A 16,513-nucleotide genomic window follows, 5' to 3' on the forward strand; every position below is an offset into this window, starting at 1 on the left:
GAAATGCCTTCTATTTGACTACATTTCCCTTTCATGGTGATGATTATTCCATTCCTCAGATTGACGTATGAACATTGTTTTTTCTATACTTGAGAAGCTGTACAATACGCAAATAAGGTGAGTTCATTTATGGATTTTGAAATTCGATTTTTATCCTTTTATGTCATACAGGTGGAAGGCAAGGATGAGCAGGCCAACAAGCAGTTCAAGCACTTCCAAACCCTTGATACGGGTGAATTTGAAGAAAGCGAGCTGAAGGACTTTCTAGACGGAGAACTGAAAAAAATCGTCAAACGGAAAGCCGACCGCCATCCGCAGTCTGAACAGGTGCCGACGAAAATCGGCCATTTTATCGTCGAACCCGGCCACGAGCTTGATTCCAACCCGAACTACAACATGTTCAACCGGGCGCGCCTGGCGGAAACAAAAGAAGACTTTAACGAGCTGAGCGAGCAGTTCGTCCGCACGTACCTCGACACGAGCGCGATCCGCGGCGGCGTGTTCCTTGTGGCTTCGGCCGTTCCGAGAAAATACTTCGACGAGTCGTTTGTCTTTATTATGAAATGTGATTTCGAGCCGAAAGTCGCCCGCATTTCAGACGCGTCTTCTCTCATTAAAAAAGTCGAAATGGCGATTACGACAAAAAACATGAAAAGCATCCAATACCCGTACATGCCTGAGGAAGGAATGATCGAGGAAGGCGAGCTGAAAATCCACCAATCCTCGCACGCCCGCTATTTCGAGGACTTTCTCAAATTCGTCGAGTACGGCGAATCGATGCCGGAAATCATGAAAAACCAGGTCATGAACATGGTGCAGGAGCACGTCTACGAGACATTTGAAGACAACAGCGAAGAGCTGAAGCAATTTGAACAAGACATCGAAATTTGGGAAGCAAGCGAGAAACGCGAAATCCAAGAGCGCCTCGACACCCATCAGGTCATCGAAGCCTCCGCCCAAATCATCGAGCACACCCCGGAAGCCCAGCTGAAAATGAAAGTCGGAGATACCGAGATTAAGGGATTGCTAGCTGATTTTGGCGAGTCGATTCATCTCGCAAAAGTGAACGGGCGCTATGTCGCGCTGATTGAAGCCGAGACGATTTCGTTTGAGAAGGGCAGTTCGCCGGTGGAGTTTTATAAGCCTGAGGGGCTGCATGAGGTGATTGAGCGGATACGGAATAAAACAGAGCAAGAATAAAAAGTCCAGAATTCAACTCTGGACTTTTCCTATTTAATACCCTTCCCTCAACACCGCAGAGCACTCCCCAATCAACTCTTCCGCGATCTTTTTGAAAAACTGGCGTGTTTAAAGACTAAAAAACCCGTCCGGACAGGACAGGCTACAGCGTCTTTTCTTCTGCAGCCGGATACGTATCCGGCTGTTTTTTCTTTATAACCGTAACAAATATGCCGCCGATGACACATGCAATGCCGATCAAATGCACAAGCTCAAACGGCTCCTTCAATATCACACCTGATAAAATGACAGCGGAAACCGGAAGAACGGATGTGAAAATGCCAGACACCCCAGCCGGCACTTTCGTCACCCCGCTATACCATAAGTAAAACGCCAAAACAGTGACAAAAAGCGCGTAATACAGCACATACGACCAATCCAAAACAGTCGGCACGCTGAAATCAAATGAAGAGGCCTCAAACAAAGCAAACGGGAGAAAAAACAGGAAGCCGAAGAGCGATACGAAGGTTGAAATCGCCAATGCCGAAATATGTGGAGAAAGCAGCTTGGCCATCAATGTAAACAACGCTTCGCCAATGACTGCAGCAATGATCAGCATGTTCCCGAATAAGGCGTGCGGCGTCCCGTCTTGGCTCCCCGCTCCAAACAGATTAATCGCCATTACGCCGCAAACCGCCAGCAAAATGCCGATCAGCGTCTTTTTCTCAATTTTTTCTCTCAGCAGGAAAAAGGATAAAATACCGATTACCATCGGTGTTGTGCTTGTCAAAATGCCGCTTTCCGTTCCAGTCGTATATTGAACCCCATACAGCAGGCAAATACTGAACAAAAACACGCCTGTGAATGATTGCACCAGTAATACAAGCACATCTTTTTTCGTCAAAGCCGGGAACCCTTTTTCAATGCAAAACAGCAGTGTCAGCAATACAATAGCAGCCAGCAAAAAACGCAGTCCCGAGGATAGAAAGACCGGAATGCGCTCGACCATCAGCTTGCCGACGACGACAGAGCTGCCGACGATCGCCATGGCTGCTGCCAAGGAGACATAAGCGCCCATTTGTTTTTTCATCACAACATCACCTGCCTTTTTATGTATGACGAAAAGCGCCAATCAATGACAGGCGCTCTCTGATTAATCATCACTGCTCAAAATGCCGAAGAAGCGAAGCAGGTTGATGAACAAGTTGATAAAGTCAAGGTACAGCGATAAAGCCATAACGGGAATTAAGTCTTCCGTAATATGGCGGTGTTTAATTTGGTTCAAATCATACAAAATGTAAAGGGAAAAGACGATGGTTCCGATCACGGAATACGCCATCATCGCCGCTGAGTTTAACGGACTGAAAATGTTGAAAATGCCGACCGCTACAAGTGCGAGCACGGCAACTAGCAGAAATGACGACAGGAAGGATAAATCCTTCTTCATTTTCGCGCCGATTGTGCCTAGAACAGCAAAAATGACAAATGTAGAACCAAAGGCTTCAAGCACGACATAGGCGCCGGCGATGGAAGCGTAGTGGCTGACGATCGGAAATAAGGTGATGCCGGAAACAAACGCGAATGTATATACAAACGCATACCCAACCGCTTTTCTTCTGCGCATCCAGAAGGCCAGAATAATCATTCCCACTTCAAGAATAGAAAGCGGCAGCATCAAAGAGGCAGGAACAAATTGGCCGATAAAAAGGCCGACAGTCGCGATCAGCAATGTGAAGACAAAGACTGTCAAAATGCGTTGCATGATCGATTGTTTACTCTCGTGAACTGTAGCTTGCATGTCAAAAATCCTCCTAAAAAATGATCTTAAAGGTCTATTATATAAAAATTGGATGAAATATGTATGTGTTTTAAGGAAAATTTAAAGAAACCAAACGCCTTTACGCCAAGACTCCCTTCTTTCCTTTTCAGCGACAAACGATGATTTTCTATTCAATACCTTTTGGCAAACCAAGAACTGTCACGGTGCCAAAACTGAGGTTGGTTGGGAAATCCAAAAGGCATATGATCATCCGTTGGCGGACAATCATATGCCTGAACAACTTCCTATTTGTTTTCTTCTAATTGCTCCACAATACAGCGGACGCCCATGTTTTCTAATGCCTGCTTCAGTGTGCCGTACGTTTCGTATTCACTGAAATCAAGCCCCAATTGAATCGATGTCTGGGCCACATCCGGGCGAATCCCTGAAAATACAGCTTTCACGCCTAGTAAGAAAAGTGTTTTTGACAGGTTGTACAGCTGCTGCGCCACCATGGTATCCACAATCGGAACACCGGAAAGATCAACAACAAGGCTTGTGATTTTTCTCTCGATACAGCTGACCGGCACTGTTTCTAAAATGACCTGTGCCCGTTTTGTATCAATGGAGCCGATAAGCGGCAATATCCCGATTCCATCTGCAATGGAAATCACCGGACAACCCAGCTCAGAAATCAGTTCCTGCTGAGACGTGAGCCTCAGCAGCATAAATTTTTGATACTGCTCGGAAAACTCAATAATCAGCTTATCAAACGACTGATTCACAATCCGGTTCCATCGGTCGGCATCCTGATTTGTGACGATATCCCGATTCTCTTTTATAAAAGAAACGACTGCGCCCCAGAATGAGACTCTAGAGTTTGATATGGCTTCTACGACCTCATGCACCTGAACATCTTGCTCTACCCTGTTTTTCGCAACGGTTAGCGCCCATTTTGCCAGATTTTTTTGAAACTCAGTTTGATCCTCCAAAAACGCGCTTGCGATTGTGATGTTGGTAAACGTATGCTGCTCGGTTAACTGCTTTTTCATTTCTTCACTTAAATTGTCGGCGGAATATAGCTCACCTTTCAGCTGACATCGTAAACTGAACCATTTCTCAGTAATATCCGCAGTGTTGTCTATGATATATTGATATAATAATTGATCGATATTCACGGTCTGTCTCCTTTTTCATAGTAGAAGCTCTTTTATTATAAAAGTATAAATCGGAATTGTGAATGGGACTAGGGAAAAATGATATGATTCTGCTCCCAGAGCGCACTCCAGTTTTATCCATAGGCGAATGCACCAATCTAAGTCCGCATGCATAAACTGCAGATGTACAGTTTACAATGAGAAAGGACGTTATCACATGTATTATACTGATCCTTATATGTTTGCCGGGCATTTTTATGAACCTTGGCCTGTTTTTGAATATGAATACCGTTATCCAGATGGCTATCCATGGTCTGGCATTGGCGGCGGCGCTGTGCCAGGTATCGGCGGCGGCTCCGTTCCCGGCATTGGCGGCGGTGCTGTGCCAGGTATCGGCGGCGGCTCCGTTCCCGGCATTGGCGGCGGTGCTGTGCCAGGTATCGGCGGCGCGCCGCAGGGTCCCCCGCCTTCACAAAAGCCGGCGAAACCGAAAAAGCCGCAGAGCGCTCAAGCAGGCACTTATTTAGTTGAGCCCGTTGCCATTCAGCCATGCCTCTTCCGATTTACCTATGTTTGGTTAACAAATGGCAGCTCATTCTGGTTCTACCCGATTATCCTTGGCAGAAGATCCGTCGGCGGCTTTTATTGGGATTCTTACCGGCGGCGCTGGATTTATTTCGCCTTAGACACAAATTTGATAGATGTTGTAAGCTGCTCGTATTAATCGAAAAATCAGCCGGTTTTGCCGGCTGATTTTTTATGTTGTTCATCTAGTAACAGGTATCGTATAACGATCTTTCAAATGAGAGGTTTCCCTATGATCAAACAACTGTATATGTTGAAGACCGCAGAAGGCGAAGCAAATTTTGGCGGAGAAGGTTGGCTTCGATATGGCGGCGGACCACCCGATGTGCAAATTGGCTTGAAAGAATAGTAATGCGGCGGTGGTTCTATTGGCCGTGCTCTTTCTTTGACATTGAGAATGAATTTCATTTACAATCATTCATATATGAGAATGATTGGAGAGAGACAGATGTTTGTTCAGTTGAGAAAAATGACGGTAAAAGAAGGCCATGCAGACAAAGTAATCGAACGTTTCAGTGCTGAAGGAATCATTGAAAAACAAGAAGGTATAATTGATGTAACAGTGCTTGAGAAAAACGTCCGCCGCGGTGATGAGGAAGTTGTTGTCATGATTCGCTGGGAATCTGAGGATCACTGGAAGCAATGGGAAAAAAGCGATGCGCATATCGCCGGCCATAAAGCGAACAAGGGCAAACCAAAGCCTGATTATCTGATCAGCACTGAAGTGAGCATGTATCATGTAAGAGCTGTTAAACAAGGGACTCATGAATAATGAAAAGAGCTTGCACGAGCTGCAAGCTCTTTTTTACGGTCATGACGAACTGCCTTCTCTATATGTGGTGACATATAGCGGCTGGTCGGCTTGCCACTCCGCGTATAGGACGTCCTCAGCCTTTTCAACTCCTTGCTTTTGCAGCGATTGCTTCAGCCATTGTTCATCCACGCCTGCTTCCGCCAGGTTATCATACACAATCTCCCCATCAAGAATTAACGTAATCGGCAAAGACACTTCCTTTATCGGAAGGTTCATATCTTTTCTGGTCGGTTTACCGAAATCGGCTTTCGGGAGTACACTGATCATTCCGTTTGTTTCCAGAATCGCATATTCCACTTCCTGAATCGAAAAACAGCCTTCCTGCCTCAGAAGGCTTTGCAGCTGGTTAATATCGAGCTTGTTTTTCTTCAGCATCTTGTATTTCACTTTTCCTTTATGAATCACAATATTCGGTTCGCCTTCCAGAAACTTTCTGGTTCCTTTTAGTTTTTGTGTAATCAATTCAATTAAAAAGATAAGAAAGCCCCATAGGAGTGAAGCAAAAATAATTTCTTTAATCTTGATTTCATGATCATAGACGGCATTTCCGACCAGTTCCCCTAAAATTAAAGCGGAAATAAAGTCAAACGGGGTGAGTTGAGAGAATTGGGTTTTCCCAAGAAACTTCAAAATGACAAATAAAATACCGAGACCGCAAACTAATTCTATTGCTACATCTAAATAATCTCCCACTGTTGATAGCACCTACTTCTTAAAAGCTACTACCATTATAGTCAAGTGCCATCTTTCTAAACCGGAACTGCTGATTTCGATAAAAAAATCAACCCGTTCGCCAGCTGCCGTTTTTCACATCATTTGGTGCTTTGCCAGCATGTCATCAAAAAGCTGTTCTGCATCACTGCAGTCAATCGTGACAAGCGGATCATTGAGAAAGGCCTGGAAAGCAAGCGCGCGATTCCTTGTTAAACCAGCTTCCGCCACTGCCTCCTGATTGGATACGTGCCTCGTCGCAATCATTTCCACACCCTTTGGCAGCGCTCCAGAGAAAATCGGCTGGACGCTGTTGCGGGTAATCAAGGCGTTCGTTTCGACAATCGCTTGTAAAGGCAGATTGGAAACTTGGCCTTGGTTCGGCGCATTTACATTCGTGACAAGTTCACCCAATCCGAGAAGAGCCGCTACGATGTTCACCCCTTCTTCTCCCGAGGCCTTCCCGGCAGCGCCCCGTTTTTGCTCGATCAATCGTTCTGTTTCTTTTCGTTTCTCCTCTCTGTCTTGTTTTCTGAATGATACAGGTGTGAGATGAAATTTCCATGACTCAGGCTGTTTGAGGTAAGGGCCGGGAAGAAATTCCGCCAGATGCCTGTCACCCGCAGCGGGGATGGCGCCATACGTATCAAATAAATCAAACGCCACACGGTGCGCCGAACGAAAGACGCTGTCCCTCCAGCTTTCCCCCTCCAGCTCATATCCTGATTCCCCATAATGCGCGCTGAATTCATGGAATACAGGCAGCAGGTCAATATGGCGGTAAGAGGCTTCCGTGATCCATGTGAAATGGTTAATGCCCAGGACATTGACGCGGATATCTTCACGCCGCAGCACCTCTACTCCGAGCCTTTCTTTGACCATTTCCGCCAGCAGCTTTTGCGTGCCAAATACCTCGTGGCAGCAACCAATCGCTTTGATGCCGGGAAACACTTTATACAGCACTCTTGTACAGACAGACATTGGGTTTGTATAATTTATGACCCATGATTCTGGCGCGTAGTCTCTTATTGCCCGGGCAATTTCCGCAAACATCGGAACAGCCCGCAAGCCTCTGATAATCCCGCCCGGTCCGACAGTATCTCCGACAGACTGATCAATGCCGCAGCGCTCAGGCAAGTGGACATCGATTTCCATAGCATTCAGTGAACCCGGCAAAATCGAAATTATGACGATATCCGCGCCCGATAACGCCTTTTTCAAAGTAGAAACCGCTTCGTACCTCCATCTCCCGTCTCCGCTGTGATTGCCGATCATTTCGTTTTTCTGAGCCGCTTCAAAATCAAGATCATAAAGCGCCACCGTGCCTGACATCCGTTCATCAATCGACAGATCACTCATCAGGCTTCTGGCCCAGCCTTGAGACCCCCCGCCGATATAGGCGATTTTAATGTGGTCTAACGTACTGATAGGAAACACTTCCTTTCTCAACCTTTCACCGAACCAATCAGTATTCCTTTTGCAAAGTGTTTTTGTAAGAATGGGTAGACCGCCAAAATCGGAAGTGTCGCAATGACAATGACGGCGAGTTTAATCCCCTGCTCCGGCGGGACGGTATTTTGCATCGTATCGCCATTGGTCGCCGTTAAATCCGATAAGATTGTGACTTGGCGAAGCACCATTTGCAGCGGCCATTTTGCACTGTCATTGATATATAAGAGGGCGTGGAAGAAATCATTCCAAATCCCGACCGCATAAAACAGCGCAAAAGTCGCAATGACCGGCTTTGACAGCGGCAGGGCGATCCGCCAGAAAACGCCGATTTCTGAACAGCCGTCAATTTTTGCCGATTCCTCCAGCTCGCGCGGCAGCTGCTGAAAGAAGTTTTTGATAATAATAAGGTTGAACGGATTAATCGCCATCGGCAAAATCAATGCCCAATACGTATCCAAAAGGCCAAGTGATTTCACGACAAGGTATGTCGGAATCATGCCGCCGGAAAATAGCATAGAGAAAATGACCAGATTTAACAGCAGATTCCGCCCCTTCACATGCCGCTTCGCCAACGGATACGCCATCGTAAAGGTGAAAAACAGCTGCACAGCTGTTCCGACCACTGTGATGAAGATAGATACACCCATGCTTCGGATGAATGTCGGTGTCGAAAACACATACTTGTAAGCGTCAAGCGTAAAGGTTTTCGGGAAAATAAAGAAGCTGCGCTGGGCGAGTTCCGCTTCTGTCGCAAAGGAACCGGCGATAATATACAAAAACGGCAAAATGGTAATCGCGCCGACTCCGCCGAGAAACAGAAAGTTGCAGACGTCAAACACCCGTCCGGCTTTTGTGTTGTGCATCGTGTGAATGTCAGCCATACCTCTCCCTCCTCTAAAACAATCCTTCCTGATCAAACTTTTTCGCAATGTAATTGGCGCCGAAAATCAAGATAATCCCGACAACCGATTTAAACAAACCGACCGCCGTGCTGTAGCTGTACGCGCCTTGGGTAATCCCCATCATGTACACGTACGTGTCAAAAATGTCAGCCACGCTCCGGTTGAGCGAGTTCGTCATCAGATATACCTGTTCAAAGCCGAGATTCAAAAAGCTGCCGATTCTTAAAATTAACAGAACGATAATGGTGCTTCTGATCGCCGGCAGCGTAATATGCCACATTCTCCTGAACCGGCCCGCTCCGTCCATAATGGCGGCTTCATACTGCTCCTGATCAACTGTCGCCAGCGCGGCCAGAAATAAAATCGTACCCCAGCCCGTCTCCTTCCAGATGCTTTGCATCACAATCATCGGCCGGAACCAGTCCGCATCCGATAAGAAGGAAATCTGCTCACCTGTCAGGCCCATGATCAATTTGTTGATCACACCTGTATCGACAGTAAAGAAAACAAAGGTGATGCTGACCACAATTGTCCATGACACAAAATGGGGCACGTAAATAAAAGTTTGGATGCACCTTTTATACACGGCCTTCCTCACCTCATTCAAAAGCAAGGCCAAAATGAGAGGCGCGGGAAAGGCAAACAAAAGGTCCAGACTCGCCAGCATAAGAGTATTGCGCAGCAGCCGAAAAAAATCCGGATTCATAAAAAAGTCTTTGAAATAATCAAAGCCGACCCATTCGCTTTTCCAGAAGCCGAGATAAGGCGAATAGTCTTTAAATGCGATCAGTACACCCCACATCGGCAAGTATTTGAATATCAAAAAATAAAGCAGGCCGGGAATAAGCAGAAGGTAAAGCCATTTGTCCCGTTTGAACGCAGCCATCCAGCTGATGCCTTTTCCAGCAGTGAGAACAGGTGCATCTCCCTTCTTCGGCACAGTTTCCATATCTGTTCTCCTTTCGTGATACCGGCGCTCCCGCCGAACGGCAGGCGCATCGGTTTATTTTGTCGATTGATACAATTTGTTCAAGTCCTTCATCAGTTCATTGCCGCCGCTTTTTTTCCAAAGCTCCACCGCATCCCCGAACCCTTTTTCATCAATTTCTCCGATGATAAATTGTGTTCTCGCGTCGAGAATGATGTTGTCAAGCTGGGCTCCTTTTTGGGTATAGACATCAGATACAAGCGACTCAGCCGGGTTAAAGACGGCTATTTTTTCTCCTTCGGTGATGATGTCCTTGCGATGCTGGAAGAGCTTTGTTTTCTGGTCTTCGATGTAATACTCGCTTTTCGGAATCGACATGCTGAACTGCGCCAAGCCTTCATGCTCATAAAGAAGGGATTTGTTGTTTTTTTCAAGCGAAGTGAATACGCCGTCCTTGAGCTCATAATTGCGGCCTTCCACTCCGTTGTTCGTGAGAATCTGCGCTTCCTTATCATTCATTTTATCCAGGAAGGACAGCACCTCTTTCAGCTCTTTTTCGGTTTTGACGCTTGATTTTGGTATCGTGATCATCCCTGAATAGCCGGATGTCGGGAAGGTGCGCTTGCCTTTCGGTCCCTCAAGCGTGCCGACGATGTCAATCACATCCTTGTTCGACTCATCCGCCTCCTCCATCGCGCTTTGGATTTGAGACGCTCTGGAGCCTGTATCAACGATGACACCCGCTTTTCCTTTCACAACCGGATCATTCCACTTCGCTGAATCCATGACCGCAAAGTCCTTATTGATCAAGCCCTCATCATAAAGCTTTTTAAAGAACTTGAGCGCCTCCATATATTCCTTCGTTGTAAAATCAGGAATGAGCTTTCCATTTTCAACGCCGTAGCGGTTCGGTGCGCCGAACCAGATTTGCAGAACATCCCACGGGCTTCCATTGCCGAGCCCCATCCATTTCGGGACGACCATACCGTACGTATCATCCTTGCCGTTACCGTCAGGATCTTTTTCCTTAAAAGCTTTCAGCACTTCATAGAAATCATCAAGCGTTTCCGGCATTTCCAAACCGACATTTTCAAGCCAGTCGGTTCTGATGATCATACACGCTCTGATCAGGTCCCTCGTTCTGTAGATTCCGTACACCTCGCCGTTCACAGAGCTGTTCTTCAAAATCTTTTCATCTGCCTGACTTAAATTCTTGTAGTCTTTTATATAAGGAGACAGCTCCCAAAATGCCCCTGCTTTGACAGACTTGATAAAGCCGGCTGACTTATCTTTAATCACAATCGCATGAGGCATCTCTCCGGAGGCCATGACGATGTTGAACTTGTCGTTGTAGGATGAATCAGGCACCCATGTGACCTTAATCTCTTTGCCTGTGTATTTTTCGAGCGCTTTTAATGAAGGGCTCTTTTCACTCGGGCTTTCCGGTGATAAGAGCGGCGCCATGATTTTAATCGTGTCTTTCGTACCGCCTGCTGAACTGGATGTTTCCGAATGGCTGCATCCGGCGATCATCATGGCAGCGAGCGGCAAGGCCAGCCATTTTTTTCGCATTCTATTTTTCATGATGCGTAAGTCCCCCTTTTTTTCATTTTGCAGTTCCCCTTTGCCCTTCTTAATATAAAGCGCTTACATAAATACTTGCAATCTTCATTTTTTGCATCATTTCTCCTATGAAATTCCGGCTGTTATCCTTTTTTGCCGAATGTATCTTTTTTTGCGGGAAGGGAATCTCCAAGCAGTTCCAACGCCGCTATGACGTTTAAACACCATTGAGAGACGGTGTTGGTAGTCACCCACGGGAGCTCCTCCAGCTGCGTCCATGTCTCAATGCGCTCTGGTTTGATCGGAAGCGGCGTATGGCTCAGCTTATCATCAAGCAAAAGATTCCACGCTTTGGCGGCGAGATTCTGATCCTGTTTGTTTCTCGCGGCATAGGCTGTCATGGCAGCGGCGAACATCGGCCAGTGAAAATGCCCGTCATGAAGCGCTCCGCCGCTTTGTTTCCGTTTTTCTTCATCACTGAGTGTGTAAAATTCACCGAATTCATTCAGCATTTCCTCCCATTCCCGGTCATCAAGAAGCTCAGCCAGCTCCATCCACACTTGCGGCGCGCCGAAGGCAATGATCATATGATATCCGCCCGCTATGCCGTCGCCCATATGATGAAGCATTGAGGTCGCCGGATCATATTCGAATGTCGGGCCGGATAATAAGCGGAGCGGCAGCCGCTTCAGACAGCTGATGCCCGTTTGGATTTTCTTGAGATAATCTGGATTCCCGGTTCGCTCCCATTCCGCCAGCCAGTTCGAGCAAAACGCCGCCCAGTCAGGTCCCGTTCTGGCGTGGGTCGGATGCTTGCCTTTCTCGTAAAAAGCGCGCATCGGATCGGTTTTGACGAGGGCGTAATCGGCGTCCTTCACTTCTGTCAACAAATCTCCCGTTCTCTCATCTCCTGTCAAATAATAATAGAATTTATAAAGTCCGGCCATGCTGATCCTCGCTTCCTTGCAGCCGCATCCCCAATGCACAACGTTATGCCGTGAGCCAAGACCCGCGTATTCACCGAGGTGAAAGCTGTCCGTTTCGCTCGTGTGGCGGGTCATGGCTTCCGCCATGCGGAAGATGTCCTCTCGGCCTGAGCGGAAAAACGCCTGCCACAGCCATAAGGTCGGAACGAGCTCATTGTTTTGCCATGCGTATCCGCCGAGATCATAGCGCCACATATGCCGGATCGGATCATACGTATGCATGACATCGCCATAATGCCAAAACCCGTACCACCTGCGCTGCTCTACTTCCTTTTTGTAAAATCGAAAGGCAGCGTCGAGCTGTTCTTCCAGTTCTTTTTTGAGCGGATGGGAGGTGTCGATGACACTCCAAACCCCTAGCGCTTTTGACTCGTAATAGACGTCCGGCTCGCATACAAGCAGCGGCGGCGCCTGCCATTTGTCAGCGAGCGCATTGAGGGCATCCTCAGACGGCATGCGCGAAAAACACGACAGGCTGATTTCATTTGTGTTGGCAATGCCGGTCGGGTCAGAACGCATTTCATCAAAGCCTTCATACGCGCTGTCCACATGGGTGTTTCCTGTATAATGCCGTAAATCCATCGCTTCTCCGTCCGGGGGCCAAAGCCAGACGGTCATTTTTGGATGGCCGCTGGCGAGACCTTTGATTTCCAGTGCTGACGGGTATTTTTCAAAAAAATACCGCAGGCCGAGAGCCATGCCGCCATTTTCGCCGCCCGCATAGAAGAGCCCCTTCGCCCGGCTGCCATGCAGCATGCCGACCCACGCATAGTCTTTTCCGGTCCGTTTTGACAGGCTGTAATGATCGCTGGAATCCTGAACGATTTTGACATCATTCCAAACCGCGTTCTGTGTGCCGTGAGCAAACCACTCTTTATGCTCTTCACTTGGAGACAGCGTTTCGCCATTGATTTGCTTTTGATAAAGCGGATACCGTTCATTGAATTTACGTGTGCCAAACAGCTGGGCGGGTTCTTTGTACATCCCTTTCTCTCCCGCAAAACGGAAATGGCGGTTGTACGGCTCCCCTTCCAGAAAAAGATCAAACACGATGCCGAGCCCATTAATGAATTCTTGTTTGCCATTCCTGTCAATCAGCTGCGTGTGCACGATGCCGATCTCAGAAAGCCCGGCATAAAACGTCAATCTGACCACAAACGGCAGCCATTCCTCATTTGTTTTTTGAAGGATATGCACACCCTCTATTTTGATCACCGCTTTGACAGGGCCTTGCTTCTCAATCACCGCACGTTTGATGAGGCTGACAGACGTTTCCTGAAAAAGAACCGTTTCCGCCGCCGACTCCCGTCTCGTTTCTCTTATGGCAACGAGCCTCCCGCCTGCGGCGATCGGCTTTCCGTTGATCTGCAATGATTGAATGAGATCGGAGCCTGTTTTATGGATGGTACAGACGAGCGTTCCTGTATCCACTTGCATGTCATGCTCTGACTCATTGATGCTGAGGGTTTCTATTGGCTGCGGGGCTTCTTCTATTTGCACTGTAAAGCTTTGATGTTCCTGTCCGCCGAACACCGCCGCGTGCTTCGTCCACTTGATGCTCCCGTCCGGCCAATAGGCTGACGGTTCGCTTTGCACAAAGTGGCTTTCCGCCTTTTCATTCACAAGCGCCAGAGGGTCACCTTTTTTCAATTCTCCTTTTTTCCATGGCACGCCCCAACTTACACCGCTTGTCACCTTCGGCTGTTTTGATAACCATTTGATCTTTTTCATCAGTTCTCTCCCTCCATAGAAAAAAGCTGATTCGATGCAAAGAATCAGCTGTGATTGTCAAACTGAATCACACGGTATTCATGCGGTCCGACCGCCAGCCTCCCCGCTTTCGCCGAACGGTTCGTCAACAGATCCGTTCCCGTTTCAGGCAATGTCACGCTTCCGCCTTTTCCATCCATATTGACGATGATCCACACAAGGCCGTGATCGCCTTTGCGCGGGGCAACGATCGTGCCGGGTGTCACATCCGATCGAACGGAGATGGCTGCTTCCGCCGCGTAATGCCTGACGAGCGCTTCCAGCATCGCATCCCCTTCTTGACCGGATGGAAGCGATCCAAGCATGACGATTTTCCCTTTGCCGTGTTTCTGTTCTGTCAGAAACGCATGGCCTGCTCCCGGTCCTGATTCAACCGTGCCAAGCGTGTTTCCGCTCTCTGTATCAAACACCGCGCTCCACAGCCCGAGCGGCGCAGTGATGCCAAACGCTTTTCCTGTATTCACGTTCTCGTTCATTGGAAAGGTATACAGCGTTTTGATCCCGGCTGTTTTCTCAAGTTCTCCAAGCCCGCAATCCGTATGAATCGTATGCTCGCTTGTGCGCCCGCCTGTCAGCGGCCCGGCGATCCAGATGCCTCCCGCTTCAGCGAATGCCGAAGCTTTGTTGATAAATTCGGAAGACAGATACGGCACAAATGGCGTAAACAGCAGGCGGTAGCCGTCCAGCGGAACGCCTTCCGGAATGAGGTCACGGTGAATACCCTTGTGGAGGATGCGTTCATAAAAGTGCGTCACAAGCGAACGGTGCTGGAGTCCCCGGTGTGGCTCTGTTTTGATGAAGGCTTTTGCTCTGTCGGAGTATGTCATCGCCGCCTCGGCTTGAACAGGTTCGGTCGATAGAATGATTGATTCGATTTCCTTTCTTGCCCGCTCGACCGCCAGCACATTTTGGTAGCCAACGGTCGGTTCACCCCAAGCACTCAGAACCGAACCGTGTGAAATCTCGCTTCCTGAACGCTGCTGGCGCCACAGCCAATAGCAAAAACCCTCGCTTCCTAAGGCATAGGAAGATACGGCTTCGGCCTGTAAATATCCGTCGGCATGCGGAAAAGCGGAGCTTTCAAGCGAGGCGGCATACGACGGACTTGTTTCCAAAATCCAAAACGGGCGACCTTGTTTCAAATTCCTCCACAAATCACAGTTCAGTAAAAAGGCGGAGGCATTTTCCTGCGAAGCGTACGTATCATAGGAGGCAAAATCGAGATTCCGAAAGATCCGCTCATTGTCCACGCTGAACATGACAGAGCCGTTATGCGTGATCGGCGCATCCGAATAGCAGCGGATCATTTTGGCCTGTTCATCCGCAAATAAAGCGATCATCTCCATCGAAAACAGCTGATACATTGTGCTTAAGGAGGCGTGATGCAGAAACGGGGCCGGCCCCGGCTGCGGCACTTGCTCAAACGTCTGGTACGTTTCGCTCCACACATCGGTTCCCCACGCTTCGTTTAACCGCTCAATTACGCCGTAGCGGTTTCTGAGCCAGTCATGCCATAAGCGCAAGCACGTCTCACACATACATGCTGCGACATGGCATTTAAACTCATTGTCCAGCTGCCAGCCGATCAGTCCCGGGAGCTCGCCAAGCTCCTTGGCGATGCTTGTGGTGATGATGGCGGCTTTTTTTCGGAAATACGGGTTGTTCGTACAAGCATGCTGACGGGAGCCGTGCCCCATGACCTCCCTTTTTTCGTTTACATGCATGCGCTCCGGCCGGCCGTGCGACAGCCAAATCGGCGGTGTAGGCGTCGGCGTGCACATGATCGTTTCGATGCCGTTATCATACAGCCGCGAGATGATCTCTTTGAAAAAACCAACGTCAATTTTTCCTTCTTCCGGCTCCATGACGGACCAGGCAAATTCGCCGATCCGCACAACATTCACGCCAGCTTCACGCATAATGTCAATGTCCTGCTGAATCGTCTCTTCACCCCATAATTCCGGATAATAGCAAGCGCCGTGATATAGTTTTCCCCTCACATTTTTCACCCTTCTTTGATGATCGATTCTGTCAATGGCAGGCCGAGCTCCTTTATGCCTTTTGCCACAAGTTTCGCCATTTCATTTGCGCCTTTTTTTGTAAAGTGCGTGTAATCGTTTATTCCTTCCGATACCATAAAATAGGTGTATACCTTTTCCTCACCCTTCTCGGTAAAGAAAGCGAGGCTTTTGGCCATCAGATCAATGAGCTGGACATCCTCCTCTGCAGCCGTCTGCTTCATGGCAATGCAATAATCAGGAAAGTCGTTCAAAAACACGCCGTTTTCGTAATGAAAGCGGGCTACAGGGGTAATGAGAAGCGGATGGGCACCTTTTTCCCGCGCGCCTGCGATATACTGCTTTAAATATTGTTTATAGGTGGTATAAGGCTCGGTGTAGCGCTCCGGCTTATTTTTCGACGCGTCATTATGGCCCATCTGCACAAACAGCCAGTCACCCGGCTCAATCACATCCAGAATCGCCTGAAGCCTGTCTTCTTCCACAAATGTTTTCGAGCTTCTTCCCCCGATCGCTCTGTTGATCACCTGAATATGCTCCGGCAGATGCGAGCCGAGAAACTGTCCCCAGCCCCCTTGATTTGTGCTATCTCCATACGTTTGAACCGTCGAATCGCCGGCAAGATAAATATGATTTGCCATTCCTCATTCCCCCTCGTTTTTTTTTTCGTTTCATCCTGGCATTAATCC

General features: G+C 48.2%; 14 protein-coding genes and 1 pseudogene. 4 read left to right on the forward strand and 11 right to left on the reverse strand.

The annotated features are described in order from the left end of the window. The first annotated feature begins 129 nt into the window (after positions 1-129). The gene (locus ACMX2I_RS18070) at positions 130-1,200 is read left to right on the forward strand and encodes a DUF3900 domain-containing protein (protein WP_414957814.1); all 1,071 of its coding nucleotides are present in this window, start codon (positions 130-132) and stop codon (positions 1,198-1,200) included. A gap of 142 nt (positions 1,201-1,342) precedes the next feature. Here the strand turns inward: ACMX2I_RS18070 and ACMX2I_RS18075 are convergent, their stop codons facing one another. The 3 genes from ACMX2I_RS18075 to ACMX2I_RS18085 form a co-directional block, all read right to left on the reverse strand. Further along, complete coding sequence (locus ACMX2I_RS18075; RefSeq protein ID WP_414957816.1) at positions 1,343-2,269, reverse strand: DMT family transporter; 927 nt, start codon at positions 2,267-2,269, stop codon at positions 1,343-1,345. Between the two features lie 63 nt (positions 2,270-2,332). After that, on the reverse strand, positions 2,333-2,977 hold the full coding sequence (locus ACMX2I_RS18080) for a Bax inhibitor-1/YccA family protein (protein WP_414957818.1): 645 nt from the start codon (positions 2,975-2,977) through the stop codon (positions 2,333-2,335). A gap of 266 nt (positions 2,978-3,243) precedes the next feature. After that, entirely contained in the window at positions 3,244-4,116 is an 873-nt protein-coding gene (locus ACMX2I_RS18085) for an STAS domain-containing protein (RefSeq protein ID WP_148963562.1), read from the reverse strand. A 196-nt stretch (positions 4,117-4,312) separates the two neighbouring features. Between ACMX2I_RS18085 and ACMX2I_RS18090 the strand changes: the two genes are divergently transcribed. The 3 genes and pseudogenes from ACMX2I_RS18090 (at position 4,313) to hmoA (ending at position 5,452) form a co-directional block, all read left to right on the forward strand. Next, positions 4,313-4,819: a hypothetical protein gene (locus ACMX2I_RS18090; protein ID WP_414957820.1), complete on the forward strand. Its 507-nt coding sequence runs from the start codon at positions 4,313-4,315 to the stop codon at positions 4,817-4,819. Positions 4,820-4,926: 107 nt separating this feature from the next. Continuing rightward, positions 4,927-5,006 (forward strand): annotated as a pseudogene (locus tag ACMX2I_RS18095) (VOC family protein); the annotation flags it as partial. A gap of 122 nt (positions 5,007-5,128) precedes the next feature. Continuing rightward, on the forward strand, positions 5,129-5,452 hold the full coding sequence (gene hmoA, locus ACMX2I_RS18100) for a heme-degrading oxygenase HmoA (protein ID WP_148963560.1): 324 nt from the start codon (positions 5,129-5,131) through the stop codon (positions 5,450-5,452). Positions 5,453-5,491: 39 nt separating this feature from the next. On the opposite strand, the gene ACMX2I_RS18105 is transcribed toward hmoA, so the two are convergent. The 8 genes from ACMX2I_RS18105 to ACMX2I_RS18140 form a co-directional block, all read right to left on the reverse strand. Beyond that, positions 5,492-6,187, reverse strand: coding sequence for a DUF421 domain-containing protein (locus ACMX2I_RS18105; RefSeq protein WP_333561835.1), 696 nt, complete (start codon positions 6,185-6,187; stop codon positions 5,492-5,494). 114 nt (positions 6,188-6,301) lie between these two features. Next, positions 6,302-7,642, reverse strand: coding sequence for an alpha-galacturonidase LplD (gene lplD, locus ACMX2I_RS18110; protein WP_414957822.1), 1,341 nt, complete (start codon positions 7,640-7,642; stop codon positions 6,302-6,304). Positions 7,643-7,650: 8 nt separating this feature from the next. Continuing rightward, a complete protein-coding gene (locus ACMX2I_RS18115) occupies positions 7,651-8,538 on the reverse strand; it encodes a carbohydrate ABC transporter permease (RefSeq protein ID WP_289346655.1) in 888 nt (295 codons plus the stop codon). A gap of 13 nt (positions 8,539-8,551) precedes the next feature. Beyond that, entirely contained in the window at positions 8,552-9,508 is a 957-nt protein-coding gene (locus ACMX2I_RS18120; RefSeq protein WP_333561833.1) for an ABC transporter permease, read from the reverse strand. A 54-nt stretch (positions 9,509-9,562) separates the two neighbouring features. Beyond that, entirely contained in the window at positions 9,563-11,071 is a 1,509-nt protein-coding gene (locus ACMX2I_RS18125) for an extracellular solute-binding protein (protein WP_414957823.1), read from the reverse strand. A 122-nt stretch (positions 11,072-11,193) separates the two neighbouring features. Further along, positions 11,194-13,767 carry a hypothetical protein gene (locus ACMX2I_RS18130; RefSeq protein WP_414957825.1) on the reverse strand — a complete coding sequence of 858 codons (2,574 nt, stop codon included), beginning with the start codon at positions 13,765-13,767 and terminating at the stop codon, positions 11,194-11,196. A gap of 44 nt (positions 13,768-13,811) precedes the next feature. Beyond that, positions 13,812-15,806 (reverse strand): beta-galactosidase, encoded by a 1,995-nt coding sequence (locus tag ACMX2I_RS18135; protein ID WP_414957827.1) that lies wholly within the window; start codon positions 15,804-15,806, stop codon positions 13,812-13,814. Positions 15,807-15,811: 5 nt separating this feature from the next. Then, on the reverse strand, positions 15,812-16,465 hold the full coding sequence (locus ACMX2I_RS18140) for a rhamnogalacturonan acetylesterase (RefSeq protein ID WP_414957829.1): 654 nt from the start codon (positions 16,463-16,465) through the stop codon (positions 15,812-15,814). Between the last annotated feature and the right edge of the window lie 48 nt (positions 16,466-16,513).

This window comes from Bacillus sp. SW14, from assembly GCF_047608225.1.
GTDB lineage: Bacteria > Bacillota > Bacilli > Bacillales > Bacillaceae > Bacillus > Bacillus subtilis_G.